Genomic DNA, 23,316 nt, shown 5'->3' with positions numbered 1-23,316 from the left:
GGCGGCATGAGCCTGAAGACATGGCCGCAACCGGGCGATATGAGACGGGATGGCCCGGCTACTCCTGTTCAACAAACCCTTCGGGGTCCTGTCGCAATTCACCGACCGCGGATCGCCCACGGTGCGGTCGACATTGTCCGACTTCATCGCGGTGAAGGGCGTCTATCCCGCCGGAAGGCTCGATCGGGACAGTGAGGGCCTGCTGCTGCTATGCGATGACGGGCGGCTGCAGGCGCGCATCGCCGATCCACGCTTCAAGCTGCCCAAGACCTACCTCGTGCAGGTCGAAGGCGATCCGCAGGAGCCGGAACTGGAGCGCTTGCGGCAGGGCGTCCGGCTCAAGGACGGCATGACCCTCCCGTCCGATGTTGCGCGCATCGACGCGCCGGACCTGTGGCCGCGCGATCCGCCGATACGCCAGCGCAGGCTCATCCCCGACAGCTGGCTGAAGATCACCATCCGCGAAGGGCGCAACCGGCAGGTGCGCCGCATGACGGCGGCGGTCGGGTTGCCCACCCTCAGGCTGGTGCGCTGGTCGATCGGCGACTGGACTGTCGCCGGGATCGCGCCGGGCCAGTTCGAGGAGTCCTCTGGTCTGGACGGTTGTGCATTCCAATGAATTATCGCCATTCCTTCCATGCCGGCAACAGCGCCGATGTCGTGAAACATAGCCTCCTGATCGCCCTCGTCCGGGCCTTGCAGCGCAAAGAGGGCGCGCTGACGCTGATCGACACCCATGCCGGTTGCGGGCTCTACGACCTTGGCGGCGATCAGGCGCAACGCACCGGCGAGGCCACGCAGGGCGTGCTGCGGGCCTTCGCCGATCCGAACCCCGTGCTGGACGACTACCGCGCCGCCATACGGGCGGTGAACGTCGGGGCCGAGCCGCATCTCTACCCCGGCTCACCGCGCCTTCTGGCGCAGCTCCTGCGCCCGCAGGACGTCCTGATCCTCAATGAAAAACATCCCGAGGACGCCAGTGCCCTGCGCGGCGCGATGCGCGGCACGCCCGCTGCGGTGCATGAGCGCGATGCCTATGAGCTTTGGCTGGCGATGCTCCCGACCCGCACCGGGCGCGGCATGGTGGTGGTCGATCCGCCATACGAGCAGACGGACGAACGCGCTCGTATCACGGCCACCCTCGCCGCCGCTTGTCGCAAATGGGCGCATGGCGTGACGGTGATCTGGTATCCGCTGAAGGACCGCGCCGCGCATTGGCGATGGAAGGAGCAGTTACGCAAGCTCGGCATCCCGAAATTCATGGGCGTGGAGCATTGGCTATATGACAGCGTTCAGCCAGGTCTCTACAACGGCGCGGGTCTTTTCATCGTCAACCCGCCATACGCCTTCACCCAGGCGCTGCCGCCGCTGTTGGAAGCCCTCCGCGCCGCGCTGGCACCCGAAGGGCATAGGGGCGAGATCATAGCCGATTGGTTGAACGATTAAGATCGTCGCGGACGGCGCCCGCCCGCCGGGGACGTCTCCCCGGAATTGCCGAGAAAGCACATGCCGCAGGATCGACGGCCGATCAGGGGGCCCTTTCGTCGATCCCGTCAACGCGGTCCGGGTAGAACGCGACATGGCCCCGGATCTCGGCGACGGCATCGTAGGGCGCCTCATAGCTCCAGACGGCATTCACCGAACGCTCGCCGCCTGCGGGAATGCTGTAATAGGAAGCATCGCCTTTGTAGGGGCAATAGCTGCCATGATCGCTTCGCTCCAGCGCGGTCATGTCGACATCCTCGCGTGGGATGTACTGGACGGCCGGATAGCTGGCCTCGCGAAGCGTCAGCGCGGCGGTCGTATTGGCGATCTCCTGTCCGCCGAGCGTGACGACGACGCGATGGGGATTGCGCTCGACCGTGATGGGATGATCGGGGCTCGGGATTTTGATGATCTTGTCGGTCATGGTCCGTCTCCGGGAATTTCAGATTGGGATATAGGGCGTCCGCTCGGAGCTTGGAGCCCCCATCGACCCGCAATGTGTCGCCCGAGACCCAGCGGGCCGCGCCGAACGCGAGCAAGGCGATCGCATCGGCAATTTCGCCGGGCTGTGCACTGCGCTGCAGCGCCTGCATGCCGAGCGTGAAGTCGCGGCCTTGGGCCTTGATTCGGGGACACTATACTACTGTATCGACCTTCGGCTTCGGACCGCGCCTGGCCGGCGCAAGCGTTCGATGTGTCGCCTTTTCCTGACGCGCGATCCAGTCTTCGGCAGCGAGCGGGCAGCCGGTGCTGCCCACTCAATATTTACTATGGTGTCCCCGGAATAATAGCGGGAAGCGGATTTCAATTTAGTATTTTGTCCCGGGAATTGTCATGCGCGCTCGTCGAATGGCTTACATTGGGACAAAACTGACGTTCCCGTTTGACAAGTACAGCGGCAGGTTGATGGCCAAAACCCGACAATCGGCGATCAGCCAACTGGGCGCCAATTTCGACGGCAACTAGGCCGGATGCTGACTGTTAACTTTTATCGACACCGCTCGCGGAGTCGCATTCGCTGAGGTCGTCTTAGGCGGCATGGCTATTCGCAAGCTGGAGGGAAACCAGCCTTCCGCCTCAGGGGCGCCCCTCACTGCCACGTCTACTAAGCGTAGCGTTCACGCCAGACAGGGCGCGCTTTCAAAAGCTTGTCGGAACGGCTAGATCGTAATTGGGAGACGGTTGATTTCATGTTCGCAAGTCAGTTCGAACGCGAATTTTACGCGAGATTACACAGGTTCCTCCTAGAGGGTCCTGACGGCCGTTCGGCAAGCCGCCACGGCGATATGGCCGTGGCATCCACCCAAGGGCCGAGCCGCGAACGCAACGAAGATCGCGCTGTGGTCTGCGAGCTTATAACGAAGGTGGGCCGCCGCATCAGGCTCGCGATCGTCTGTGACGGCATGGGCGGTATGGTCAACGGCCACGATGCATCTTCGCGAGCGGCCGCCGCCTTTCTGACGACGATGATCGCCAACACCAGCGACAGAGAATTCTCGCCTCTCGATCTCATGCGTGCCTGCGAAGCGGCAAATGCCGCTGTCTATGAACGTTATGATGGCAAGGGCGGGACCACGCTAACCGCGCTATCAATTACCAGTGATTCCGGCGCCTGCGTCCACGTGGGAGACAGTCGCCTCTACGCCGTCGAACATGACGGCGACTTGAGGCTCCTTACGCGCGACGATACGCTCAGCGCGATCGTTCAGGCGGAGGCTGGGGATGTGAACGAGGACGAACTCGACAATCGGTTGCTTCAGTTCGTCGGCATCGGCCCTGTAATGACACCAGCGCTTTTCCCGGTAAATTTCGCCGGGACGAACCTTTTCTTTTTGACGTCTGATGGCACCCACGGCTTCGGCAGAAAGGCGTTGGAAGGGATGGCAGCACATGTTCGCTCGCCGATCGATCTCGCCCGTAAGGCCGTCTTCGTCGCCAATGCATTGAACGGACCTGACAACGCATCCATCGCTTGCTTAACGGCGAACACGGATGAGCCAGAAATGGAGGTCGGTGTCAGTATCGCGCGGATATGGACGCCCTCCGACCACATCGAAGTCTGGCTTCCTGATCTGCGCCGTGGCGATCATCGCGAGCAGGCTGGCCGAAGTAAGGCTGTCCCGTCAGACGCCAGCAAAGCGGCTAGCAAGCCTGCGCAGGAGCGGAAGGCGACGCGCAAACGCCCCGATCGGCCCGCAAAATTAAAGGCTTCATCGGGTGGCAATCCCCAGGATCAGGAGGTCTTGTTCCGACTAGGGGAGGCCGAGGCAGATGATTAACCTGCCTCCTCGGTATCGAACCATCGTGAAGACGCTCAACGGTGGGGGAATGTCTGATACGGTACTTTGCGAAGATTCAAATCTGTCTCGTCAAGTTGTCGTCAAATCGCTGAAGCGTGGCATTGAACCGCGCCGCTTGCTTGATGAATTGTCTGCCCTTTCGGCAATACGATCCCGATATGTGGTACAAGTTTACGATGTCGTCAGAGATTCGAATGACGATATTGTTGCTTTTGTTGAGGAATATCTTTCTGGGGCAGAACTTTTACCCTGCCACGTCGGCGCGAGTGGCGTTGACGCTCTAAAGGCTCTGTATCCAATTTGTGCGGGGATTTCCGAGATCCACGCGCATGATCTAATTCATAGGGATCTTAAGCCAGATAACATGAAGTTCGATGCCAACGGACAATTAAAGATTTTTGACTTCGGATTGGCAAAGTTGAGCACCTCGAGCGGCACGGCTTCGTTGTACTTTACTCGTGGATATACACCGCCTGAGGTTTTCAAAGCCACGCCGGCTGGAATTTTCCCTTATGCTCCGCCTGTTGATGTCTTCGCATTCGGTTGCGTTGCCATTTGGATGCTTAATGGGGGAAACCTACCAGCAGAGCTTTACGACATGCCGCCCAACCTGCCGATCCCAGGGTTCAGTTTCCGCAACTTGCAAGCGTCCGTTCCATCGTCGATCGCTAACCTGCTCCAAGCCTGTATCGATCCCAATCCAAGTTTTCGTCCGCCGATCTCCACAGTAAAGGCGGCAATCGCGGATGAACTTCTGCGCGATCAGCATAAGCTTCTTCTGACGTATAACGGCAAAGAGAACTTTGTTGATTCAACTAATCGTACTGCCAATCTTTCGTGGAATGGGAACATGATTTCCGTTGGGTACGATGGTATCAGGTTCACGGTGACAGGATTTAGCGGCACCGTAATGATAAACAATTCGCCCGCGCAGATTGGCCAGCGACTTACGGGAGCATGCGTTATCGTGTTCGGCCAAGGGGGAGGCGTCCGGGCCTCCGTTCCCTGCGCTTTGTCGCATCCAGAGGTAACTCTTTGATGTCGCTTCTTTCACCTTCATCGCCGCCCATAGGCGGACGGTATCAGATTGTTCGCTACGTTGGCGCGGGGGGCATGCAGCACGTCTACGAAGCCCAGGATGAACTTTTCCGGCGCAGTGTGGCGCTGAAAGTTCCGAAAGACAGCAGCGGCGTTCGTCGCTTTCAAAGCTCTGCTGTCGTCAGTGCGAGGGTGAACCACGCAAACGTGGCTAAAACTCTGGATTACGTGGAAGATGGCACGGGAAACTACTTGATTGAGGAATTTGTTGACGGGGCCGATTTAGGGAAAGTCGTGCCGGACGAGGTTCCAATTCTACCTCCATCGACCGTAGCCAAGATTTTTCAGCAACTTGCAAAAGGCTTGGCGGCGTCCCATCACGCTGGAGTAATTCACAGGGATCTGAAGCCGAGCAATATCATGGTACTTGGCGGCCATCATTTTTCGGGCATCAAGATTACCGATTTCGGCATCGCGAAAATGGCGGAAGCCGAAATCGGACATGGAATCGGTCCGCGCGGGAATACCACGTCAAAGACCGTCATAGGTGCGATTCCTTACATGGCACCTGAGAGCATAACAGATTTTAAGAACGCTTCTTTCGCTTCGGACGTGTGGGCGATCGCCGCCATTATGTATGAGCTGCTTTCCGGCAAGCAGCCTTTTGGACAAGGGCTTCTAAGCGTTCCAAATATTTTGAACGCCGTGCCCCCGCCACCCCCTCAGCAAATCGCTGGCGCTCAATTTAAGAGCTTGGGTGAAGAAATCATGGCCATTATACTTTCGTGCTTTGCGAAAAATGGAGCAGATCGGCCAACTGCAGATCAGCTATGCACGACTTTGGATGGCCTTTGTTTTTCTGTAGATGCCTATGAGCTTGGCACAATAAACCACAAGCAGAGCATGACGGTAGGTTTCATAACTGCCGATCACGGCCCCTCTGTCATGTATCACACGGCCAGCTTCTATGGCGGCGCCTCTGTTAGCGTTGGGGATCGTGTCTGGTTTGCAAGACACCCGGGCAAGCCTTCACCCAGGGCGTTTCCTCTTGTTAAGGTGCCACTGAAGCCATGATCGAAGAGAGCTTGTTCAGCTCTACGCTGGCCCGTGCATTTAATGTCGTGCATGACGTCGCTTTGGGGGACGCGCATGAGCATTCCTCGGATGACGACGTACCGTTTTGACTCCTTATCTCAGAACTCCATACAGCGGCGCGTTCAATTCGAGCGAGCATGCTGCAAACGCAAAAGCTTCGGAGCGATAGATCGGCAGGTTCTGTTCGGAGCAGACGTTCTTGGCGGCCGATGTGAGTGATTGGGTCTGGTCGCTAGACGCCGAAAGCGATCAGGCGGCCGCCCGACAGCGAAGCGCGCTCAGCGGCGCGCCCGCGCCTCGCCACCGCCACCTCTCACTACCGCACCCCCGCGCCTCGTCGCGCCGCACCCGCCTCGGCCAGCCAGCGCTGCGCCTCCTCCATCGACATGAAAACCCTGAGATGGGGGTGGGCCAGCGTCCGCTCGGCCTGCTCGCGGTTGGCGAGGCTGCCGACGACCACCGCGGCGTGGCCCGTGGTCAGCGCCATGCCGACGCGCATGATATCCGACAGCGCATCGGCGACGTCGTCGGCCTGGAGCGGGAAGTCGAGCGATTCGACGATGACGTCGAAATCGTCGCGGATGGCGCTCGCCCGCCGGGCCGCGCTGCCGAGCGCCGCCGCCAGCGCGGGGACGTCTTCGGGCGCCCATAGACCCTCCACGCTGATCCGGAGGATATGGGCGTTGTTATCGTAGACGAAGCTGAACACGCGGAAATCTGCCGGAAAGAGGGCCGGCGCGACGGCCTGCGCGCCGCCGAAGCGGCCGGGGCGCGCCGCGGCGGCACGGTTGAAGGCGGCGACCGTTGCCGGCCGGGATGTGGGCTGGGCTGTCCATCCTGCTCTCGGCGCAGGCTTAGAGCGATTTCGAGGCAGATGGAAACATCTGCCGACTCGGAAATCGCGGTAAGACAACACGCTGGAGCGGCCGATCCGATGCAATCGGATCGTGAACCTCTAGCCAGGCGGCGTCCGGCTTTCCACCCCGTTCGACGGCGACCGCCCTCGCCTCGCCCTGTTCGGCATGCGCTTTCCGTTTCGGGACATTCTGCCGATCCTGCGCCTCGGCGTCGGTCGGAGACCGAACGGATCGAGGACGAGGCGCGAAAGCCCTCCCCCGCCTACTCTGCCCGCCCGCCCGACGCCCCATCATCATCGAGGCGGATCAGGCTCCCCACTTCGAGTTCGTCGATGCGCAGCTTGCGGATGCGCGCCTTGCCGATGCGGAGCCGGCCGATGGCGACCGCCCCCACCGCGATCGCCCCGACCGCCAGCGCGCCGAGGCCCACCGACATCAGCGCGAGCGCGCCGACGCTGGCCGAACCCACGGCGGCCGCCCCGGTCGCCGAAGCGTGCGTGGCGACGATCCCGGGCTTCGCCACCGCCGCCGTGCGGGCCGGCCTGCCCTGTCGGCGGGCGCCCCGCGCCGCCGGCGCAGGCGGCGGGTCCAGCGTCTGTCGGTCGTCGGCCATCGTCCACCCCTTCCGTCGTCGCTGCCATCATGGCCCTCCCCCCTATCCCCCGCAATGGCGCTGTTTCCGCCATCCGGGCGATCGAGCGGCGCTCCCAAGTTCCCTTTTTGTTCTTGTCATTCGCACGATAATCCGCTAGGAAGGCCGGTCCCCAGGACCATGCCCAACGCCGTCGCAGGCCCATGCCGGAGCGAAGCCATGCACCCCCAGCCGATCCCGTCCGCACAACCCGACATCCTCGCCGCCGCGCCCCGCTGCGGCGCCCGCACCCGCTCGGGCCAGCCGTGCCGGTCGCCCGCGGTGAACGGCCGGCGGCGGTGCCGCATGCATGGCGGCAAGGGCAGCGGCGCGCCGCGCGGCAATGCCAACGCCGTGAAGCATGGCTGGTATTCTGGGCGGGTCAGGGCGATCGTCCGCTATCTGCGCGCCACCAGTCCCGGAAATTTCGGCCGGAGGGTGGCGGTCGTCGCAGCCGGGGGCGGGGGCGGGGGCGGGGCGGAAGATCTGCCAAGGCCGCCGATCCCGGCCGCGTCGAAAAGAAAAAATATAAAATTCGAAGATCAACCCCATGCACCCGGCGTTTTCGCGAAGGGCTCGCAACTGGACGCGACTGGAGGCGCGCCGAGATGGCCTGACCGACGAGGCCGCGCCCTCGCCTCCCGAGATTCCGGCCTCCGCCGGAAGGGCGCGGTGGCGAAGGGCAAGGAAAAAGGGCCTGACCCCTTGGGCAAAGAAAACTTGGCCCGCCCCCAAGCATCCTTGATTTGCGCAACGCGGTAACCGGGCCCATCTGGCACCCCATGGCATCCTTGCTCGATCCCGAAGCGCGTGGGCGCGTCATCCTGGTCGGCGCCGGTCCCGGCGATCCCGGCCTGCTGACCGTGCGCGCCGTCGAAGCGCTGCGCGTCGCCGACATCGTCGTCCATGACGGGCTGATCGATCCGCGCGTGCTCGATCATGCGCCGCCTTCGGCGCAGCGCATCTCGGTCGCCAAGAAGCGCGATCGCCACACGCTGCCCCAGGACGCGATCAACGCGCTGATCATCGCCCATGTGAAGGCGGGGTCGGTGGTCGTGCGGCTCAAGGGCGGCGATCCCTTCGTCTTCGGCCGCGGCGGCGAGGAGGTCGAGGCGGTGCGCGCCGCGGGCCTCCCGGTCGAGGTCGTCCCCGGCGTCTCCTCGGCGCTCGGCTGCGCGGCGGAAGCGATGCTGCCGCTCACCCACCGCGACTGGTCGAGCGCGGTCAGCTTCGTCGCCGGCACCTGCAAGGGGCTCGCCGAACAGAATTGGGCCGGGCTCGCCGGCCAGGGCCGCACCCTCGTCATCTATATGGGCGTCACCTCCGCCAGCCAGATCGCCGACAAGCTGATGGCCGACGGCGTCGCCCCCGGCATGCCGGTGGCGGTGCTCGAACGCGGCACGCTCGAAGGCGCGCGCGCGCTGCGGACCCTGCTCGCCGACCTCGGCGACATGGTCGTCCGCGAGGCGGTGGTGAGCCCCGCGATCATCGTGGTGGGCGAGGTCGTCCTGCTGTCCGATGCCGAAAACCGCCTCGCCGCCTTCGCGGCGCAGGCCCAACGCCAGGCGCATGTGATGGAAGACGAAGCGTGAAGATATTGACCGGCAACGATCTGATCACGGGGGACGTGACCTGGTGGACCGGCGACGGCTGGTCGCGGCACATCGAGCATGCGGTCGACGTCGACAACCAGGGCGAGGCGATCGGCGCGCGCGAGGAAGCCGCGCGCCGGGTCAACGGCCCCTATGTGATCCAGGCCGAGATGACCGACGCCGGGCCCCGCCCCGCCCATATCAAGGACCGCATCCGCGCGATCGGGCCGACCGTCCGCCCCGACCTGGGCCTCAAACCCGCCGATCCCACCATCGGCGACTGGGTGATCTGACATGTACCGCTATGACGAATATGACCAGGCGATCGTCGAGGCCCGCGTCGAGGAGTTCCGCGACCAGGTCAACCGCCGCCTCGCCGGCGAGATGACCGAGGACCAGTTCAAGCCGCTGCGGCTGATGAACGGCCTCTATCTCCAGCTCCACGCCTATATGCTGCGCGTCGCCATCCCCTATGGCACGCTGTCGGGCCGGCAGATGCGCATGCTCGCGCACATCGCCCGCAAATACGACAAGGACTATGGGCATTTCACCACCCGGCAGAACCTCCAGTACAACTGGATCAAGCTCGCCGACGCGCCCGAGATCCTCGCCGAGCTGGCGACCGTGCAGATGCATGCGATCCAGACCAGCGGCAACTGCATCCGCAACATCTCGTCCGACCAATATGCCGGCGCCGCCGCCGACGAGGTCGAGGATCCGCGCCCCTGGGCCGAGCTGCTGCGCCAGTGGAGCACCTTCCACCCCGAGTTCAGCTACCTGCCGCGCAAGTTCAAGATCGCGGTGATCGCGAGCGACGAGGACCGCGCCGCGGTCAGGCTCCACGACATCGGGCTGCAGATCCATCGCGACGCCGCGGGCGAGGCGGGTTTCCGCGTGTTCGTCGGCGGCGGGATGGGCCGCACCCCGATGGTCGCCCCGGTGATCCGCGACTTCCTGCCCAAGGCCGACCTGCTCGCCTATGTCGAGGCCTGCCTGCGCGTCTACAACCGCTACGGCCGCCGCGACAATCTCTACAAGGCGCGGATCAAGATCCTCGTCCACGAACTCGGCGCCGACGAATATCGCCGCCAGGTCGAGGCGGAATTTCTCCACACCCGCACGCTCGGCCTCGACGCGCCCGAGGCGGAGTTCCAGCGGATCGCCGACAGCTTCGCGCCGCCCGCCTTCGAGACCGGGCTGCCCGACGACATCGACCGGAACGACCCGGGCCTCGCCCCCGAGTTCCTGGCGTGGGTCGACCGGCAGGTCGCCGCGCACAAGGCGCCGGGCTATGCGATCGTCAACATCAGCCTGAAGCCGACCACCGGCATCCCGGGCGACGCTTCCTCGGCGCAGATCGACCTGATGGCCGATCTCGCGGAGGCCTACGGCTTCGACGAGCTGCGCATCACCCATGCCCAGAACGTCGTCCTGCCGCATGTGAAGAAGGCCGATCTCCACGCGATCTGGCAGAAGCTCGACGCGGCCGGCCTCGCCACCCCCAATCTCGATCTGGTCGGCGACATCATCGCCTGCCCGGGCCTCGATTATTGCAGCCTCGCCAATGCCCGCTCGATCCCGCTGGCGCAGAAGATCGCCAAGCGGTTCGGCGATCTCGACCGGCAGCGCGACCTGGGCGAACTCAAGCTCAAGATCTCGGGCTGCATCAACGCCTGCGGCCACCACCATGCCGGCCATATCGGCATCCTCGGCGTCGACCGGAAGGGCGAGGAGAATTACCAGCTCTCCTTCGGCGGATCGGGGGCGGAGGACGCCAGCCTCGCCAAGATCATCGGCCCCGGCTTCTCCGAGGACGGGGTGGTCGACGCGATCGAGAAGGCGGTCGACGTCTACACCGCGCTGCGCGACGACGGCGAACGCTTCCTCGACACCTATCGCCGGGTCGGCGAAGCCCCGTTCAAGGAGGCGATCTATGGGTGATCTCCTCGTCTCGCCGCGACCGTCCCCGCTTTCCGTCATCCCGGGCCCCAGTCGCGCCATCCCAGCGAAGGCTGGGATCTCGGGAGGCCATGCGGCGCCCTCATCTCCCGAGATGCCAGCCTTCGCTGGCATGACGAACACCGCAGCAGGGACCGCGCATCATGGGTGATCTCCTCTCGCTGCCCTCCCCCTTTTTCGTCATCCCGGGCCTGACCCGGGATCCCGCTTCTTCCTTCTTCAACACCGCCGAAAAAAGCGGGATCCCGGATCGAGTCCGGGATGACGTGGAGCACGGCCATCATGGGTGATCTGATCCGCTTCCGCGACGACGAGACGCATGAGGAGCCGGCCGTCACCCTCGACGCCTTCCTCGGCCAGTCGAACGCGACCGCCGTCCGGCTCGAGCCGACCGACGACCCGCGCGAACTCATCCCCCATCTCGACCGGCTGTCGCTGATCGAGGTGTCCTTTCCCAAGTTCCGCGACGGGCGCGGCTATTCGATCGGCAGCATCCTGCGCGAGGCGGGCTATGCCGGCGAGCTGCGCGCGGCGGGCGACGTGCTGGTCGACCAGATCGGCCCGATGCGCCGCTGCGGCTTCGACGCCTTCCTGAGCGACGCCGAGATCGACCGCGACACGCTCGCCCGGCTCGCGGCGCTCTACGACGACGTCTACCAGAAGACCGTCGACGGCCGCCGCCCGATCTGGGCCAAGCGGCATGGCTGAGACCGCCCGCCGGATCGACCGGATCGACACCGCCCCGCGCTTCACCGCGGCCGACGTCGCGCGCCTCAACGCGCGCTTCGAGGGCGCGACGACGCAGGCGGTGATCCGGGCGGTGCTGGAGGAGGGGCTGCTCGGCCGCGTCGCCGTGGTCTCCTCCTTCGGGGCGGAATCGGCGGTGCTGCTCGACCTGGTCGCGGCGGTCGATCCGTCGACCCCGGTGGTCTTCCTCGACACCGGCAAGATGTTCCAGGAGACGCTCGACTATCGCGACACGCTGGTCGATCGGCTGGGCCTGACCGGGCTGCGCACCGTCGCCCCCGAGCCGGCGACGATCGAGGCCAGGGACGGCACCGGGCTGCGCTGGTCCTACGATCCCGACGGCTGCTGCGAGATCCGCAAGGTGCTGCCGCTCGCCGCGGCGATGAAGGGCCTCGACGCGTCGATCACCGGCCGCAAGGGCTTCCAGGCTTCGACCCGGTCGGGGATCGCCCGCTTCGAGCTGGACGGCGACCGGATCAAGTTCAACCCGCTCGCCGACTGGACCAAGGCCGATCTCGACCGCTGGTTCGAGGCGCGCGACCTGCCGCGCCATCCGCTCGAATCGCAGGGCTATCTGTCGATCGGCTGCGCGCCGTGCACCAGCGTGGTCAAGCCGGGCGAGGATCCGCGCGCGGGCCGCTGGCGCGGCTGGGACAAGGTCGAATGCGGCATCCACGGCGAACCGATCGTCCGCCCCGGGGAGGAGCCCGTCTTCTGATCGGGCTGGCCGGCGTTGCCCGCTACTCGATCAGGAACAGCCCCAGCTTGTAGATGACGTAGAACGGCATGCAGACGACCGCCATCGTAAGGACGCGGTCCATGACATGATCGATGCGGTCCATCTTCGCACCCTCTCCCCCACCGGGCCCGCTTTTGCGGATCCTGCGGGGGAGAAGATCACGAATCGGAAGGCTTGTCACGCCCGGCCTGCGCGGGCCTAGTCGTCATAGTCGGTGGTGCCGTAATAATCGTCGGCCAGATCCGAGAATTTGGTGAAGCGCGCCTCGAACTTCAACGGAATCGTCCCCGTCGAACCGTGGCGCTGCTTGGCGATGACCAGCTCGGCCCGGTTGTGCGCGCGGGCCATCTTGACCTTCCATTCCTCGAAGGCGGTCACCTCGACGGCGCTGTCGCCCGCCTCGATCGAAGCCTCCTTCGGCCGCAGCAGGTTGAGATAGTAATCCTCGCGATACACGAACCACACCATGTCGGCGTCCTGCTCGATCGAGCCCGATTCGCGCAGGTCCGACAGCACCGGCTTCTTGTTCTCGCGCTGCTCGACCGCGCGGCTGAGCTGGGAGAGCGCGATCACCGGCAGGCTCAGCTCCTTGGCCAGCGTCTTGAGGCCGCGGCTGATCTCGGAGATCTCCTGCACGCGGTTGCCGTCGGACGACTTGCCCGATCCCTGCAGCAGCTGGAGATAGTCGACGATGATCGCGCCGATCCCGCGCTGCCGCTTCAACCGGCGCGCGCGGGTGCGCAGCGAGGCGATCGTCAGGCCGGGCGTGTCGTCGATGTAGAGCGGCAGGTTCTCGAGATCCTGCGCCGCCCGCGCGAAATGGGCGAACTCCGCATGACTCATCTTGCCCATCCGGATCTGCTCGGAACTGATCTCCGCCTGCTCGGAAAGGACGCGGCCGGCCAGCTGGTCGGCCGACATTTCCAGGCTGAAGAAGGCAACCGGCGCCCCGACGGTGTGGGCGACGCCGTCCTGCTGGTCGCGGATGTAGCGCTGCGCGACGTTGAAGGCGATGTTGGTCGCGAGCGAGGTCTTGCCCATGCCGGGACGGCCCGCGAGGATGATGAGGTCGGACGGATGCAGCCCGCCGATCTTGGCGTTCAGCCGCTCGAGCCCGGTGGTGAGGCCGGCGACATGGCCGCCCGAGTTGAGCGCCGCGCTGGCGGTCTCGATGACGACCTTGGTGGCCTGGGCGAAGCTCTTGACGCTGCCTTCCTCGCCGCCCTCCTCGGCGACCTTGTAGAGCGCGATCTCGGCCTGCTCGATCTGCGCCTTGGGATCGACCTCCTCCGAGGTGTCGAGCGCGCCCTCGACCATGCCGCGGCCGACCGCGACGAGCGCGCGGAGCAGGGCGAGGTCGTAGATCTGGTTGGCGAAGTCGCGGGCGCCGATCAGCGCCGCGCCGCTGCCGGTCAGCTGCGCCAGATAGGCGGGCCCGCCCAGCTCGCGCATGCCGATGTCGGCCTCGAACATCGGCCGCAGCGTCACCGGCGTCGCCAGCATGTTGCGATCGAGCATGCGCAGGATCGCCTCATAGATGCGGCCGTGGAGCGGCTCGAAGAAATGCTCGGGCCTGAGCTTGACCTGGATATCCTCGACGATGCGATTGTCGAGCATCATCGCGCCCAGCAGCGCGGCTTCCGCCTCGACATTGTGCGGCAAGGCGGGTGGCTCGCCCGGGGTGGGCGGCAAGATCGGTACGGGCTCGGCCATCGCGCGATTATCCGCCCGCCGGAGCGCCGCCGCAAGCTCTGTTACGTAAAAGTTCGGGGGGCCGATCTGTGGATATTTTTCTTGCAGAGCATACAGCAAGCATCCACAATGTAAGCATGCATACAGATTTGAGTCGACGTGTTTCCTTTCTGATGCACGATATTGCGCGCCGGTCCCGCTACTGGTTCGACGCCCGCGCCCGATCGCGCGGACTGACCCGCGCCCAGTGGCGCATGCTGCTCTATCTCGACCGCTATGATGGCCCGACCCAGAGCGAGGTCGCCGAAATGCTCGACGTCGAACGGATCACCCTGTGCCGCATGGTCGACCGGCTGGCCGAGAGCGGCCTCGTCGAGCGGCGGGCGGATCCCTCCGATCGCCGCGTCTGGCGGCTCCACCTGACCGCGAAGGCGATGCCCCTGGTCGAGAATCTCACCGGCATCGCCAACGAGATGGAGGACAATCTGCTCGCGCCGCTCGACGCCGGGCAGCGGGCGACGCTGACCGGCCTGCTCAACATCGTCCGCGACAATATCCGCGATCAGGACGAACGGGCCGAGCAGCCTCTCGCGGCGGACGCGCGGCGATGAACGAGATGCGTGCCATCGCCGGCGACACGGCCGAGACCGCCCCGGCCGCGCGCGGCGAGCGCCGGCTGGGCCGGCTCGCCGCGATGCTGTCGGTGCCGCTGCTGCTGCTCGCCGTCGGCCTCTATTTCTGGCTGACCGGCGGGCGAACCGTCTCGACCGACAATGCGCAGGTCAACGCCCATGTCGTCGAGGTCAGCGCCGAAGTCGCCGGCCGCATCACCGAAGTCCATGTCGGCGAGAACCAACCGGTGAAGAAGGGCGACCTGCTCTTCCGGATCGATCCCCAGCCCTATCGCATCGCGCTGATGCAGGCCGAGGCCGCCGTCGGCAACGCCGAGCTGACCGTCGCCCAGCTGCAGAGCACCTATCACGCCAAGCAGGCCGACACCGCCAAGAGCGCGTCGGACGTCACGCTGGCCCGCGACACGTTCGGCCGGCAGCAGGAACTGCTCGCGCGCGGCTTCACCACGCGCGCCTCCTACGATTCCGCCAAGGCCGCGCTCGCCGCCGCCCGCGCGCAGCAGGCCTCGGCGCGTTCCGAAGCCGAATCGGCGCGTGCGGTGATCGGCACGTCGCGGGCCGGCGGCCATCCCCAGATCGAGGCGGCGGTCGCCGCGCGCGATAAGGCCGCGCTCGACCTCGCGCGCACCGAGGTCCGCGCGCCCATCAACGGCCGCATCAGCCAGGCCGACAAGCTCCAGCCCGGCACGATGGCGATCCAGATGCTGCCGATGGTCAACGTCGTCAGCGACCATGGGTACTGGATCGACGCCAATTTCAAGGAAACCCAACTCGACAAGGTCCGCATCGGCCAGCGCGCGGACATCGAGCTCGACGCGCTGCCCGGGCGAACCTTCAAGGGCCATGTGATCGGCATCAACGCCGGCACAGGCTCGCAATTCTCCCTGCTGCCGCCGCAGAACGCGACCGGCAACTGGGTGAAGGTCACCCAGCGCGTACCCGTTCGCATCCAGATCGACGACCGGCTCGACCGGCCGCTCGTCGCCGGCTGGAGCGCCCATGTCACGGTGCACGTCGCCGATTGAGTTCCTCCCCCGAGGCAAACTGGAAGCCTGCAGACCCACAAGGATCTGCAGGCTTCGCTTTGCCGGCGCCGGCGAGAAGCGTGAAGCGCTTTCACCGCGGCCGATCAGGCGCTAAGGCGCAGGGAGAATGTCCGATCCGCGCATCATCGCCATCGATCTCGATGAAAAGACGATCATCTGGCGCAATGCCGATGTCGAGCAGGAACGGCGCGTCGCCATCTTCGACCTGCTCGAGGGCAATTATTTCAAGCCGCTGCGCCCCTATCCGCAGGACTATGCCGGCCCCTATCGGGTCAAGCTCAGGGTCGAGGAAGGCCGGCTGGCGATCGACGTCCATGCGGAATCGAGCGACCTGCTCGAAACGCTGATCCTGGGTCTCGGCAGCTTCCGCCGGCCGATCAAGGATTATTTCGCGATCTGCGACAGCTATTTCCAGGCGATCCGCACCTCGACCGCGCAGCAGATCGAGACGGTCGACATGGCCCGGCGCGGTATCCACAACGAGGCGGCCCAACTCCTCAAGGAACGGCTGGAGGGCAAGATCGAGGTCGACTTCGACACTGCCAGGCGCCTCTTCACGCTGATCTGCGTGTTGCACATCCGTGGCTGAGCCGGTCGACATACGCGAACTGGCGGGCCGCGTCCTGATCGACGCGGCGCGCGGGGTGGCCGCCAACGCCCATGCGCCCTATTCGCGCTTCGGGGTCGGCGCGGCGGTGCTGCTCGCCGACGGCCGGATGATCACCGGCGCCAATTTCGAGAATGCGAGCTACGGGCTGTCGCTCTGCGCCGAGACCGTGGCGCTGGCGAGCGCCAACAGCGAGGGACATCTGCGCGACGTGGTGGCGATCGGCGTGACCGGCGGCCAGCTGAAACGCGACGGATCGATCGCCGGATCGGCGCTGGTCACGCCCTGCGGCCGCTGTCGCCAGATCATCAACGAGGCGGCCCAGCTCGGCGGCCGCGACATCGATATCTATTGTGGATCGGCCGACGGTGGCGCCTTCGCCTATTTTCGGGCATCGGAATTGCTGCCGCACGCTTTCGGGCCGTCCGATCTCGGCATCGCATAAAGGGGAATCGCAGCTTCATGTCGATCATGTCGGACAAGTGGATCCGCGAGCAGGCGCAGAATCACGGGATGATCGAGCCCTTCGTCGAGGCGCAGCGGCGCGACGGCTGCATCAGCTACGGCCTGTCCTCCTACGGCTATGACGCCCGCGTCGCGCCCGAGTTCAAGATCTTCACCAATGTCGATTCGGCGACGGTCGATCCGAAGAACTTCGCCTCGAACAGCTTCGTCGACCGTGAGACCGATGTCTGCATCATCCCGCCGAACAGCTTCGCGCTGGCGCGCACCGTCGAATATTTCCGGGTGCCGCGCGACGTGCTGGTGATCTGCCTCGGCAAGTCGACCTATGCGCGCTGCGGCATCATCGTCAACGTGACCCCGCTCGAACCCGGCTGGGAAGGCCATGTCACGCTCGAATTCTCGAACACGACGCCACTCCCCGCCAAGATCTACGCGAACGAGGGCGCCTGCCAGTTCCTCTTCCTCCAGGGCAACGAGCCCTGCGAGATCAGCTATGCCGACCGCGCCGGCAAATATATGGGCCAGCAGGGCGTCACGCTGCCGCGGCTGTAACTGCCTTCCCCGAGGGGAGGGCTTTCGCTACCGACGCCCGCCCTTGTGCCGGATATTGGCCGGCCTGCCCCGACGCCCCATCATCGGCCGGCTCTTGCCCTTGCCGTCACGGCGCGGACCGCCGCGCATCGGCAGGTGGCTCGCCCCTTCCTCCAGCTCGAAGCGCAGCGAGCCGTTGATCGGGTTGGCTTCGACCAGCCGCAGCCGGAGCTTCATGCCCGACGTGTAGCGATCGCCGCTCTCCTCCCCCTCCAGCGCGCGGGCCGCCTCGTCATAGCGGAAGCGCTCGGCGCCGAGGGTCGACACCGGAACGAGCCCGTCGCCCCCCAGCCCCTCGACCGTCGCGAAGAAGCCGAAGGACTGGACCCCGGTGATCCGCGTGTCGAGCAGCTCGCCGATCTTGGTCGACAGGAACGCCGCGACGTAGCGGTCGATCGTCTCGCGCTCCGCCTCCATCGCGCGGCGCTCGGCCTGGCTGATCAGCTCGCCGATCGCGGTCATCCGCTCGGCCTCTTCCTGGGTCAGCGCGGTCCGGGCGGGGATGTCGCTCGACTTGCCCGGGCCGTTGAGCTTCGGCTTGCCGCCCTCCAGTCCATAGGCACCGACCAGCGAGCGGTGGACGAGCAGGTCGGCATAGCGGCGGATCGGACTGGTGAAATGCGCGTAGCTGCCCAGCGCCAGCCCGAAATGACCGGTGTTGGCCGGGGCATAATAGGCCTGGGTCTGGCTGCGCAGCACCTGTTCCATGATCTGCGGCTTGATCGCCTCGTCGGTGATCTTGCCGAGGATATGGTTGAAGGTGGCGGGGCGCACGACCTGGCCGAGCGCGAATTCCATGTCGAAGGTGGCCAGATACTCCTTGAGCGCCACCAGCTTCTCGCGGCTCGGCGGCTCATGGTCGCGGTACATCACCGGCGCCTTCTTCGCCTCCAGCGCCTTGGCCGCCGCGACATTGGCCGCGATCATATAGTCCTCGACCAGCCGGTGCGCGTCGAGCCGCTCGCGCGGCGCGACCGACAGGATACGGCCCTTCTCGTCCAGCACCACGCGGCGTTCGGGCAGGTCGAGGTCGAGCGGCTCGCGCGCCTCGCGCGCCTTGAACAGCGCTTTCCAGCAGGCCCAGAGCGGCTTCAGGGCGGACTCCACCAGGGCGCCATCCCAGCGAAGGCCGGGATCTCCGGAGATGGGCAGTTCGCTACCCTCCCGAGACCCCGGCCTTCGCTGGGGTGACGAAGCAGCATCGATCGCCGCCTGCGCGTCCTCATAGGCGATGTTCGCGGCCAGCCGGACGACCGCGCGGGTGAAGCGCCATGTCGCCAGCGTGCCGTCGGCCTTGATCGTGAGGTGGCAGGCCATCGCCGCGCGGTCCTCACCCTGCTTGAGCGAGCAGATGTCGGCCGACAGCGCCTCGGGCAGCATCGGCACCACGCGGTCGGGGAAATAGACGCTGTTGCCGCGCTTCTTCGCCTCGCGGTCGAGCGCCGATCCGGGACGGACGTAGAAGGAGACGTCGGCGATCGCCACGATTGCCCGGAAGCCGCCGGGATTGGCGGGATCGTCGTCGGGCGCCGCCCAGATCGCGTCGTCATGGTCGCGCGCGTCGGCAGGGTCGATCGCCACGATCGGCAGGTCGCGCAAATCCTCGCGACCATCCCCCAGGTCGAGCCTGGGCACCAGTTCGGCCTCTTCGAGCACCGCTTCCGGGAAGATATCGGGAATGCCGAGCTTGTGAATCGCGACGAGGCTGAAGGAGCGCGGCGCGAACGGATCGCCCAGCCGCTCGGTGACGCGCGCGGTTATGCGCGGCGGACGGCCCGCCTTCTCGGCCAGCACCAGATCGCCGGCATCGGCGTCGCCCGCATCCGAAACCAGCGTGTCGCGCTTCTCGCGCTTGTCGACCGGACGCAGCCATAATTTGTCGCCCTCGCGGTGGAGGACGCCGAGCATCAGCTCCTCGCCGCGCGCGAGCTTCTTCAGCGGATGGGCGATCCAGCCCTTGCCCGCTTCCTCGGTGCGCGCGAGGATCCGCTCGCCGACGCCGAGCGCCGGGCCCTTCCGCCCGCGCACCTCCTTTACGCGCAACTGCGGCGGAGGACCATTCTCGCCATGCCAGGTCTCGGGCACCGCCAGCGCGACGCCCTCGTCGGTGACGTCGGTGATCCGCAATACGGTGACCTTGGGGATCCCGCCCATCTTGTGGAAGGCCCGGCCCCGCGCGCTGTCGATCAGCCCTTCGTCGGCCATGTCCTTGAGCAGCGCCTTCAAGGCGATCTTCTCATTGCCTTGCAGGCCGAACGCACGGGCGATCTCCCGCTTACCGGCTGGCACGTCCGACTTGGCGATGAAGTCGAGGATCTGTTCGCGGGTCGGGAGACCGGCAGGCTGGGGGCGAGGCATGTCCATCACATAGGGACCGCGAGACACTTCGTCACCTCCGGCGATATCGGCGGCAAGGCAGGGTGTTTGATGTCGATCAAACGCTATTGCGATTGATTTGCACTAAGAATTGCGATAGCCCGGTGAGGACCAAGGGGATTCGATCGTTGACCATGCATGCGACGCTGGAGCGGGGATCAGAGGCGGAGAGCGACGCGCTCTACTTCGCCGATCTGCCCGATGCGCGGGAGAGCGCCACGGTCCCGCCGCCCATCGAGCGTTCGGTCTACGGTGCGAACCGCAATCCGAACTGGCCGACGATCATCGCGATCGTCGCCCTCCACGTCGTCACGCTCTATGGTCTGGTGACGTTCGACGTCATCCACATCGCGGAGAAAAAGAAGCCACTGGTCGTCGAGCTGATCGCCGAGCCGCCGGCACCGCCCGCCGAGAAGCCGAAGCCCGAGCCGGTGGTGATCGAGAAGGTCCAGCCGATCGTCCTCGCACCGCCGCCGATCGTCCAGACGCTGGCGCCGCCTCCGCCGATCACCGTCACCACCGCACCCCCGCCGCCCAAGCAGACCGCAGTCGCCGCGCCGCCGCCGGCGGGCCCCGTGACGGTGGGCAATCTCGACGAGCGACTGCTAGAGGGCAACCCGCCGCGCTACCCGATGGAATCGCGCCGCAAGCATGAACAGGGCACCGTCGTGGTGCGGCTGCTGATCAGTACCGATGGGCGGGTCAGCGAGATCTCGATCGCCCAGAGCAGCGGCTTCGAGCGGCTCGACAAGGCCGCCCTCCAGGCGATTCGCGGATGGCGCTGGCAGCCGATCGTTCGCGACGGCCAGCCGGTCGAGGTGCGTGGCCTCTACAGCATGCCCTTTACGCTGAACGGCTGACCCGCATGATGATCGCGATTCCGGGCGTGCTGTCGGGCCGCGCCCTCGACCATGTCCGCACGCTCGTGACCGGGGCCGAATGGATCGACGGCAACGCCACGTCGGGCCACCAGTCGGCGCTCGCCAAGAAGAATCGGCAGTTGCCCGAGGACGACGCCGCGGCCCGCGAGGCGGGCGGCCTCATCCTCGACGCGCTCGGGGCGACGCCGCTGTTCATCGCGGCCGCGCTCCCGCTCAAGGTCTATCCGCCGCTGTTCAACCGCTATGGCGGGGGCGAGCACTTCGACACCCATGTCGACAACGCGATCCGCCTGAAGCGCGGCACCGATTTCCGTATCCGTTCGGACCTGTCGGCGACCCTCTTCCTGGCCGATCCCGACAGCTATGACGGTGGCGAGCTGGTGGTAGAGGACACGCTCGGCACCCATCAGGTCAAGCTCGCCGCCGGCGACATGATCCTCTATCCGGCATCGAGCCTCCACCACGTCACCCCGGTGACGCGCGGCGAGCGGCTCTGCTCCTTCTTCTGGATCCAGAGCATGGTCCGCGACGACGGCGCCCGCCGCACGCTGTTCGATCTCGACACGGCGATCCAGGCGGTCGGCGCCGACCGCGGCCAGGACGATCCGGCGATCATCAAGCTGACCGGCGTCTATCACAACCTGCTGCGGCGCTGGGCGGACGCCTGACGCCTGTCAACGCATGAACGTCATGGCGTAAGCCGGGCGCGCGACAGAAAGCATGAAGGGACGATGCGCCCCTCCGCCGTCCAAAAGGCGTCCCGTGACCGTGAATTCCGCTTGCGCGGGAATGACGGACCAATGGACGGGTTTCGCCTTACGCCGCCTTGCGGGCGCGGCGGGCCTTTTCGAGCTTCTTGAGCACCATGTCGCGCTTCAGGCGCGAGAGATGGTCGATGAAGAGAACGCCTTCGAGATGATCCATCTCATGCTGCAGGCAGGTCGCGAGCAGGCCTTCCAGCCGCTCCTCGTGCTTCTCGCCCTTCTCGTCGAGCCAGCGGGCGTGGATCACCGCGGGTCGCTCCACCTCGGCATATTGGTCGGGAACCGACAGGCAGCCCTCATTGTAGACCGACTGCTCGTCGGACGGCTCGAACAGCTCGGGATTGACGAAGACGAGCGGCTTGCGGACCGGCTTGCCCTCGGCGTCCTCTTCTTCCTGCAGGTCGATGACCAGCACACGCTTCGGCACACCGACCTGGATCGCGGCAAGGCCGATGCCCGGCGCGTCGTACATCGTCTCGAACATGTCGCCGATCAGGGCGCGCAGATCGTCGTCGACCGAGTCGACGGGCGTGGACTTGGTGCGCAGCCGCGGGTCGGGCGCTTCGAGGATCGGACGGATGGCCATTGAGCCGAGCTAGGTATCCGGGGCCGAATCGTCAAGACGATCAGCGTTCGACACCCTCCCCTGTCGAGGAGGGTGCCTCAGGCGGTCAGTCGGCCGCTTGGATCAATCGGCGCCGGCGATCGCCGCACCGATCGCGATGCCCGCGATCGCGCCGATCAGCGCGTCGCCGCCACGATCGCGATGATAATAGCCTCCGCGCGGATAGCCGTAGCCATAACCATAATAGCGCGGTGCATAGCGATAGCGGACCGGCGGATAATAGCCGTAGCCACGTCCGCCCCAGCGATCGCCACGCCAGTTGCGATCCCCGCGCCAGCCACGGTCGCCCCGCCAGCTACGGTCGCCCCGCCAGCGGCGGTCCCCGTCCCAGCGATGACCGTCGCGGCCATAGCCCCCGCGATCGCGCGCCTCGGCGGGCACAGCCGCCGCAACGGCGCTGGTGACGGCAAGCGCCGCGACCAATTTGGTGAATAATCGTCTCATCAGCAAAGCTCCTTACCCTTTTGGGTCCGAGCTGGAGTCGGCCGGCGTCGAGAATGGGCGAATCTATCTTAACCGTGGCAGAACGGCCAGGGGCCCCTTCCCGTTCCCCGGTCAGCTCACCGGGCGGCGCGCGCGCAACGCCTGCGCCAGGGTGCCTTCGTCGAGATAGTCGAGTTCGCCGCCCACCGGCAGGCCATGGGCCAGCTGCGTCAGGCGGATGGGGAAGCTTTCCAGCCGGTCGGCGATATAATGGGCGGTGGTCTGCCCTTCGAGCGTGGCGTTCATCGCCAGCACCACCTCGTCGATGCCGCCGGCGGCGACGCGGCCGATGAGCAGGTCGATCGACAGATCCTCGGGCCGCACGCCTTCGAGTGCGGAGAGCCGCCCGCCGAGGACATGGAAGCGACCCGGAAACAGCCGCGAGCGATCGAGCGCCCAGAGGTCGGCGACCTCCTCGACCACGCACAGCATCCGCGCATCGCGCCGTGGATCGGAACAGATGCCGCAGGGGTCGTCGGTGTCGACATTGCCGCAGACATGGCAGCTCGTCAGCTTCTCGTTCACCACCTCGAGCGCGCGGAGCAGCGGCGCCAGCGCCGCCTCGCGCTTCTTGAGGAGATGAAGCACCGCGCGCCGGGCCGAACGGGGGCCGAGCCCGGGCAGCTTCGCCAGGGCCTGGGTGAGGGTTTCTATCTCGGCGGACGACATGGTCCATCGATATGGGCTTGCATCATCGCAACGCAAGCGTTT

At 65.7% G+C, this 23,316-nt stretch carries 27 protein-coding genes; 19 read left to right on the top strand and 8 right to left on the bottom strand.

Translation table 11 applies throughout. The features are described 5' to 3' along the window. Nucleotides 1–49: 49 nt before the first annotated feature. Together ASE22_RS21495 and ASE22_RS21490 are read left to right on the top strand one after the other, a co-directional pair. Nucleotides 50–619, top strand: coding sequence for a pseudouridine synthase (locus ASE22_RS21495; RefSeq protein WP_056364436.1), 570 nt, complete (start codon nucleotides 50–52; stop codon nucleotides 617–619). After that, a complete protein-coding gene (locus ASE22_RS21490) occupies nucleotides 616–1,446 on the top strand; it encodes a 23S rRNA (adenine(2030)-N(6))-methyltransferase RlmJ (RefSeq protein WP_056364434.1) in 831 nt (276 codons plus the stop codon). The genes ASE22_RS21495 and ASE22_RS21490 overlap by 4 nt, the downstream gene beginning before the upstream one ends. A gap of 82 nt (nucleotides 1,447–1,528) precedes the next feature. On the opposite strand, the gene ASE22_RS21485 is transcribed toward ASE22_RS21490, so the two are convergent. Next, nucleotides 1,529–1,909 carry a DUF427 domain-containing protein gene (locus ASE22_RS21485; protein ID WP_056364432.1) on the bottom strand — a complete coding sequence of 127 codons (381 nt, stop codon included), beginning with the start codon at nucleotides 1,907–1,909 and terminating at the stop codon, nucleotides 1,529–1,531. Nucleotides 1,910–2,771: 862 nt separating this feature from the next. Between ASE22_RS21485 and ASE22_RS21480 the strand changes: the two genes are divergently transcribed. The 3 genes from ASE22_RS21480 to ASE22_RS26340 are packed head-to-tail and all read left to right on the top strand — an operon-like array spanning nucleotide 2,772 to nucleotide 5,897. Then, the gene (locus ASE22_RS21480; RefSeq protein ID WP_162248234.1) at nucleotides 2,772–3,764 is read left to right on the top strand and encodes a PP2C family protein-serine/threonine phosphatase; all 993 of its coding nucleotides are present in this window, start codon (nucleotides 2,772–2,774) and stop codon (nucleotides 3,762–3,764) included. Between the two features lie 25 nt (nucleotides 3,765–3,789). Further along, complete coding sequence (locus ASE22_RS26345) at nucleotides 3,790–4,824, top strand: serine/threonine-protein kinase (RefSeq protein WP_162248235.1); 1,035 nt, start codon at nucleotides 3,790–3,792, stop codon at nucleotides 4,822–4,824. Beyond that, entirely contained in the window at nucleotides 4,743–5,897 is a 1,155-nt protein-coding gene (locus tag ASE22_RS26340) for a serine/threonine-protein kinase (RefSeq protein ID WP_082545535.1), read from the top strand. Before ASE22_RS26345 ends, ASE22_RS26340 begins: the two co-directional genes overlap by 82 nt. Nucleotides 5,898–6,234: 337 nt before the next feature. Here ASE22_RS26340 and ASE22_RS21475 read toward each other — a convergent pair whose 3' ends face one another. Both ASE22_RS21475 and ASE22_RS21470 read right to left on the bottom strand, forming a co-directional pair. Further along, a complete protein-coding gene (locus ASE22_RS21475; protein ID WP_056364429.1) occupies nucleotides 6,235–6,627 on the bottom strand; it encodes a hypothetical protein in 393 nt (130 codons plus the stop codon). A gap of 410 nt (nucleotides 6,628–7,037) precedes the next feature. Then, nucleotides 7,038–7,388, bottom strand: coding sequence for a hypothetical protein (locus ASE22_RS21470; RefSeq protein WP_235536389.1), 351 nt, complete (start codon nucleotides 7,386–7,388; stop codon nucleotides 7,038–7,040). Between the two features lie 54 nt (nucleotides 7,389–7,442). Here ASE22_RS21470 and ASE22_RS28045 point away from each other — a divergent pair, with 54 nt between their 5' ends. From ASE22_RS28045 to ASE22_RS21445, 7 genes are all read left to right on the top strand, one after another. Next, complete coding sequence (locus ASE22_RS28045) at nucleotides 7,443–8,168, top strand: HGGxSTG domain-containing protein (RefSeq protein ID WP_414886635.1); 726 nt, start codon at nucleotides 7,443–7,445, stop codon at nucleotides 8,166–8,168. 20 nt (nucleotides 8,169–8,188) lie between these two features. Next, nucleotides 8,189–8,998 carry a uroporphyrinogen-III C-methyltransferase gene (cobA, locus tag ASE22_RS21465; RefSeq protein ID WP_056364427.1) on the top strand — a complete coding sequence of 270 codons (810 nt, stop codon included), beginning with the start codon at nucleotides 8,189–8,191 and terminating at the stop codon, nucleotides 8,996–8,998. Then, entirely contained in the window at nucleotides 8,995–9,291 is a 297-nt protein-coding gene (locus ASE22_RS21460; protein ID WP_056364425.1) for a DUF2849 domain-containing protein, read from the top strand. The genes cobA and ASE22_RS21460 overlap by 4 nt, the downstream gene beginning before the upstream one ends. A 1-nt stretch (nucleotide 9,292) precedes the next feature. Next, nucleotides 9,293–10,939: a nitrite/sulfite reductase gene (locus tag ASE22_RS21455; RefSeq protein ID WP_056364423.1), complete on the top strand. Its 1,647-nt coding sequence runs from the start codon at nucleotides 9,293–9,295 to the stop codon at nucleotides 10,937–10,939. Nucleotides 10,940–11,100: 161 nt separating this feature from the next. Continuing rightward, nucleotides 11,101–11,247, top strand: coding sequence for a hypothetical protein (locus ASE22_RS26955; protein WP_156397250.1), 147 nt, complete (start codon nucleotides 11,101–11,103; stop codon nucleotides 11,245–11,247). After that, on the top strand, nucleotides 11,240–11,665 hold the full coding sequence (locus tag ASE22_RS21450; protein WP_056364420.1) for a DUF934 domain-containing protein: 426 nt from the start codon (nucleotides 11,240–11,242) through the stop codon (nucleotides 11,663–11,665). The genes ASE22_RS26955 and ASE22_RS21450 overlap by 8 nt, the downstream gene beginning before the upstream one ends. Then, entirely contained in the window at nucleotides 11,658–12,422 is a 765-nt protein-coding gene (locus ASE22_RS21445; protein ID WP_056364418.1) for a phosphoadenylyl-sulfate reductase, read from the top strand. The genes ASE22_RS21450 and ASE22_RS21445 overlap by 8 nt, the downstream gene beginning before the upstream one ends. A 219-nt stretch (nucleotides 12,423–12,641) precedes the next feature. Here the strand turns inward: ASE22_RS21445 and ASE22_RS21440 are convergent, their stop codons facing one another. Continuing rightward, nucleotides 12,642–14,156: a replicative DNA helicase gene (locus tag ASE22_RS21440; protein ID WP_056364416.1), complete on the bottom strand. Its 1,515-nt coding sequence runs from the start codon at nucleotides 14,154–14,156 to the stop codon at nucleotides 12,642–12,644. A gap of 152 nt (nucleotides 14,157–14,308) precedes the next feature. Here ASE22_RS21440 and ASE22_RS21435 point away from each other — a divergent pair, with 152 nt between their 5' ends. The 5 genes from ASE22_RS21435 to dcd all read left to right on the top strand — a co-directional run bounded on the left by ASE22_RS21435 (nucleotide 14,309) and on the right by dcd (nucleotide 17,437). Continuing rightward, complete coding sequence (locus ASE22_RS21435; RefSeq protein WP_235536388.1) at nucleotides 14,309–14,746, top strand: MarR family winged helix-turn-helix transcriptional regulator; 438 nt, start codon at nucleotides 14,309–14,311, stop codon at nucleotides 14,744–14,746. Then, nucleotides 14,743–15,792 (top strand): HlyD family secretion protein, encoded by a 1,050-nt coding sequence (locus tag ASE22_RS21430; protein ID WP_056364412.1) that lies wholly within the window; start codon nucleotides 14,743–14,745, stop codon nucleotides 15,790–15,792. The genes ASE22_RS21435 and ASE22_RS21430 overlap by 4 nt, the downstream gene beginning before the upstream one ends. A 127-nt stretch (nucleotides 15,793–15,919) precedes the next feature. Then, nucleotides 15,920–16,402, top strand: coding sequence for a UPF0262 family protein (locus ASE22_RS21425; RefSeq protein ID WP_056364410.1), 483 nt, complete (start codon nucleotides 15,920–15,922; stop codon nucleotides 16,400–16,402). 10 nt (nucleotides 16,403–16,412) lie between these two features. Beyond that, the gene (locus tag ASE22_RS21420; protein WP_056364704.1) at nucleotides 16,413–16,865 is read left to right on the top strand and encodes a cytidine deaminase; all 453 of its coding nucleotides are present in this window, start codon (nucleotides 16,413–16,415) and stop codon (nucleotides 16,863–16,865) included. 17 nt (nucleotides 16,866–16,882) lie between these two features. Further along, nucleotides 16,883–17,437: a dCTP deaminase gene (gene dcd, locus ASE22_RS21415; protein WP_056364408.1), complete on the top strand. Its 555-nt coding sequence runs from the start codon at nucleotides 16,883–16,885 to the stop codon at nucleotides 17,435–17,437. A 27-nt stretch (nucleotides 17,438–17,464) separates the two neighbouring features. On the opposite strand, the gene ASE22_RS21410 is transcribed toward dcd, so the two are convergent. Further along, the gene (locus tag ASE22_RS21410) at nucleotides 17,465–19,834 is read right to left on the bottom strand and encodes a ribonuclease R family protein (RefSeq protein WP_082545559.1); all 2,370 of its coding nucleotides are present in this window, start codon (nucleotides 19,832–19,834) and stop codon (nucleotides 17,465–17,467) included. Between the two features lie 152 nt (nucleotides 19,835–19,986). Between ASE22_RS21410 and ASE22_RS21405 the strand changes: the two genes are divergently transcribed. Together ASE22_RS21405 and ASE22_RS21400 are read left to right on the top strand one after the other, a co-directional pair. After that, nucleotides 19,987–20,712 carry an energy transducer TonB gene (locus ASE22_RS21405; RefSeq protein WP_056364405.1) on the top strand — a complete coding sequence of 242 codons (726 nt, stop codon included), beginning with the start codon at nucleotides 19,987–19,989 and terminating at the stop codon, nucleotides 20,710–20,712. Between the two features lie 5 nt (nucleotides 20,713–20,717). Then, a complete protein-coding gene (locus ASE22_RS21400; protein WP_056364403.1) occupies nucleotides 20,718–21,401 on the top strand; it encodes a Fe2+-dependent dioxygenase in 684 nt (227 codons plus the stop codon). A 148-nt stretch (nucleotides 21,402–21,549) separates the two neighbouring features. On the opposite strand, the gene def is transcribed toward ASE22_RS21400, so the two are convergent. From def to recR, 3 genes are all read right to left on the bottom strand, one after another. Next, complete coding sequence (gene def / locus ASE22_RS21395) at nucleotides 21,550–22,083, bottom strand: peptide deformylase (RefSeq protein WP_056364401.1); 534 nt, start codon at nucleotides 22,081–22,083, stop codon at nucleotides 21,550–21,552. A 102-nt stretch (nucleotides 22,084–22,185) separates the two neighbouring features. Next, a complete protein-coding gene (locus ASE22_RS21390; protein ID WP_056364399.1) occupies nucleotides 22,186–22,566 on the bottom strand; it encodes a hypothetical protein in 381 nt (126 codons plus the stop codon). Between the two features lie 111 nt (nucleotides 22,567–22,677). Continuing rightward, complete coding sequence (gene recR, locus ASE22_RS21385) at nucleotides 22,678–23,274, bottom strand: recombination mediator RecR (RefSeq protein WP_056364397.1); 597 nt, start codon at nucleotides 23,272–23,274, stop codon at nucleotides 22,678–22,680. Nucleotides 23,275–23,316 lie beyond the last annotated feature (42 nt).

The organism is Sphingomonas sp. Root720 (assembly GCF_001428605.1).
Classification (GTDB): domain Bacteria; phylum Pseudomonadota; class Alphaproteobacteria; order Sphingomonadales; family Sphingomonadaceae; genus Rhizorhabdus.
The sequence above is the reverse complement of the archived record's forward strand: the minus strand, read 5'-3'. Positions and strand labels throughout refer to the sequence as shown.

Coding starts and splice junctions, on each gene's coding strand:
- ASE22_RS21495 (WP_056364436.1), top strand. CDS start 50: ATGGCCCGGCTACTCCTGTTCAACAAACCCTTCGGGGTCCTGTCGCAA.
- ASE22_RS21490 (WP_056364434.1), top strand. CDS start 616: ATGAATTATCGCCATTCCTTCCATGCCGGCAACAGCGCCGATGTCGTG.
- ASE22_RS21485 (WP_056364432.1), bottom strand. CDS start 1,909: ATGACCGACAAGATCATCAAAATCCCGAGCCCCGATCATCCCATCACG.
- ASE22_RS21480 (WP_162248234.1), top strand. CDS start 2,772: ATGGCCGTGGCATCCACCCAAGGGCCGAGCCGCGAACGCAACGAAGAT.
- ASE22_RS26340 (WP_082545535.1), top strand. CDS start 4,743: ATGCGTTATCGTGTTCGGCCAAGGGGGAGGCGTCCGGGCCTCCGTTCC.
- ASE22_RS21470 (WP_235536389.1), bottom strand. CDS start 7,388: ATGGCCGACGACCGACAGACGCTGGACCCGCCGCCTGCGCCGGCGGCG.
- ASE22_RS28045 (WP_414886635.1), top strand. CDS start 7,443: ATGGCGCTGTTTCCGCCATCCGGGCGATCGAGCGGCGCTCCCAAGTTC.
- cobA (WP_056364427.1), top strand. CDS start 8,189: ATGGCATCCTTGCTCGATCCCGAAGCGCGTGGGCGCGTCATCCTGGTC.
- ASE22_RS21455 (WP_056364423.1), top strand. CDS start 9,293: ATGTACCGCTATGACGAATATGACCAGGCGATCGTCGAGGCCCGCGTC.
- ASE22_RS26955 (WP_156397250.1), top strand. CDS start 11,101: ATGGGTGATCTCCTCTCGCTGCCCTCCCCCTTTTTCGTCATCCCGGGC.
- ASE22_RS21450 (WP_056364420.1), top strand. CDS start 11,240: ATGGGTGATCTGATCCGCTTCCGCGACGACGAGACGCATGAGGAGCCG.
- ASE22_RS21445 (WP_056364418.1), top strand. CDS start 11,658: ATGGCTGAGACCGCCCGCCGGATCGACCGGATCGACACCGCCCCGCGC.
- ASE22_RS21440 (WP_056364416.1), bottom strand. CDS start 14,156: ATGGCCGAGCCCGTACCGATCTTGCCGCCCACCCCGGGCGAGCCACCC.
- ASE22_RS21435 (WP_235536388.1), top strand. CDS start 14,309: ATGCACGATATTGCGCGCCGGTCCCGCTACTGGTTCGACGCCCGCGCC.
- ASE22_RS21430 (WP_056364412.1), top strand. CDS start 14,743: ATGAACGAGATGCGTGCCATCGCCGGCGACACGGCCGAGACCGCCCCG.
- ASE22_RS21425 (WP_056364410.1), top strand. CDS start 15,920: ATGTCCGATCCGCGCATCATCGCCATCGATCTCGATGAAAAGACGATC.
- dcd (WP_056364408.1), top strand. CDS start 16,883: ATGTCGATCATGTCGGACAAGTGGATCCGCGAGCAGGCGCAGAATCAC.
- ASE22_RS21410 (WP_082545559.1), bottom strand. CDS start 19,834: ATGCCTCGCCCCCAGCCTGCCGGTCTCCCGACCCGCGAACAGATCCTC.
- ASE22_RS21405 (WP_056364405.1), top strand. CDS start 19,987: ATGCATGCGACGCTGGAGCGGGGATCAGAGGCGGAGAGCGACGCGCTC.
- ASE22_RS21400 (WP_056364403.1), top strand. CDS start 20,718: ATGATGATCGCGATTCCGGGCGTGCTGTCGGGCCGCGCCCTCGACCAT.
- def (WP_056364401.1), bottom strand. CDS start 22,083: ATGGCCATCCGTCCGATCCTCGAAGCGCCCGACCCGCGGCTGCGCACC.
- ASE22_RS21390 (WP_056364399.1), bottom strand. CDS start 22,566: ATGAGACGATTATTCACCAAATTGGTCGCGGCGCTTGCCGTCACCAGC.
- recR (WP_056364397.1), bottom strand. CDS start 23,274: ATGTCGTCCGCCGAGATAGAAACCCTCACCCAGGCCCTGGCGAAGCTG.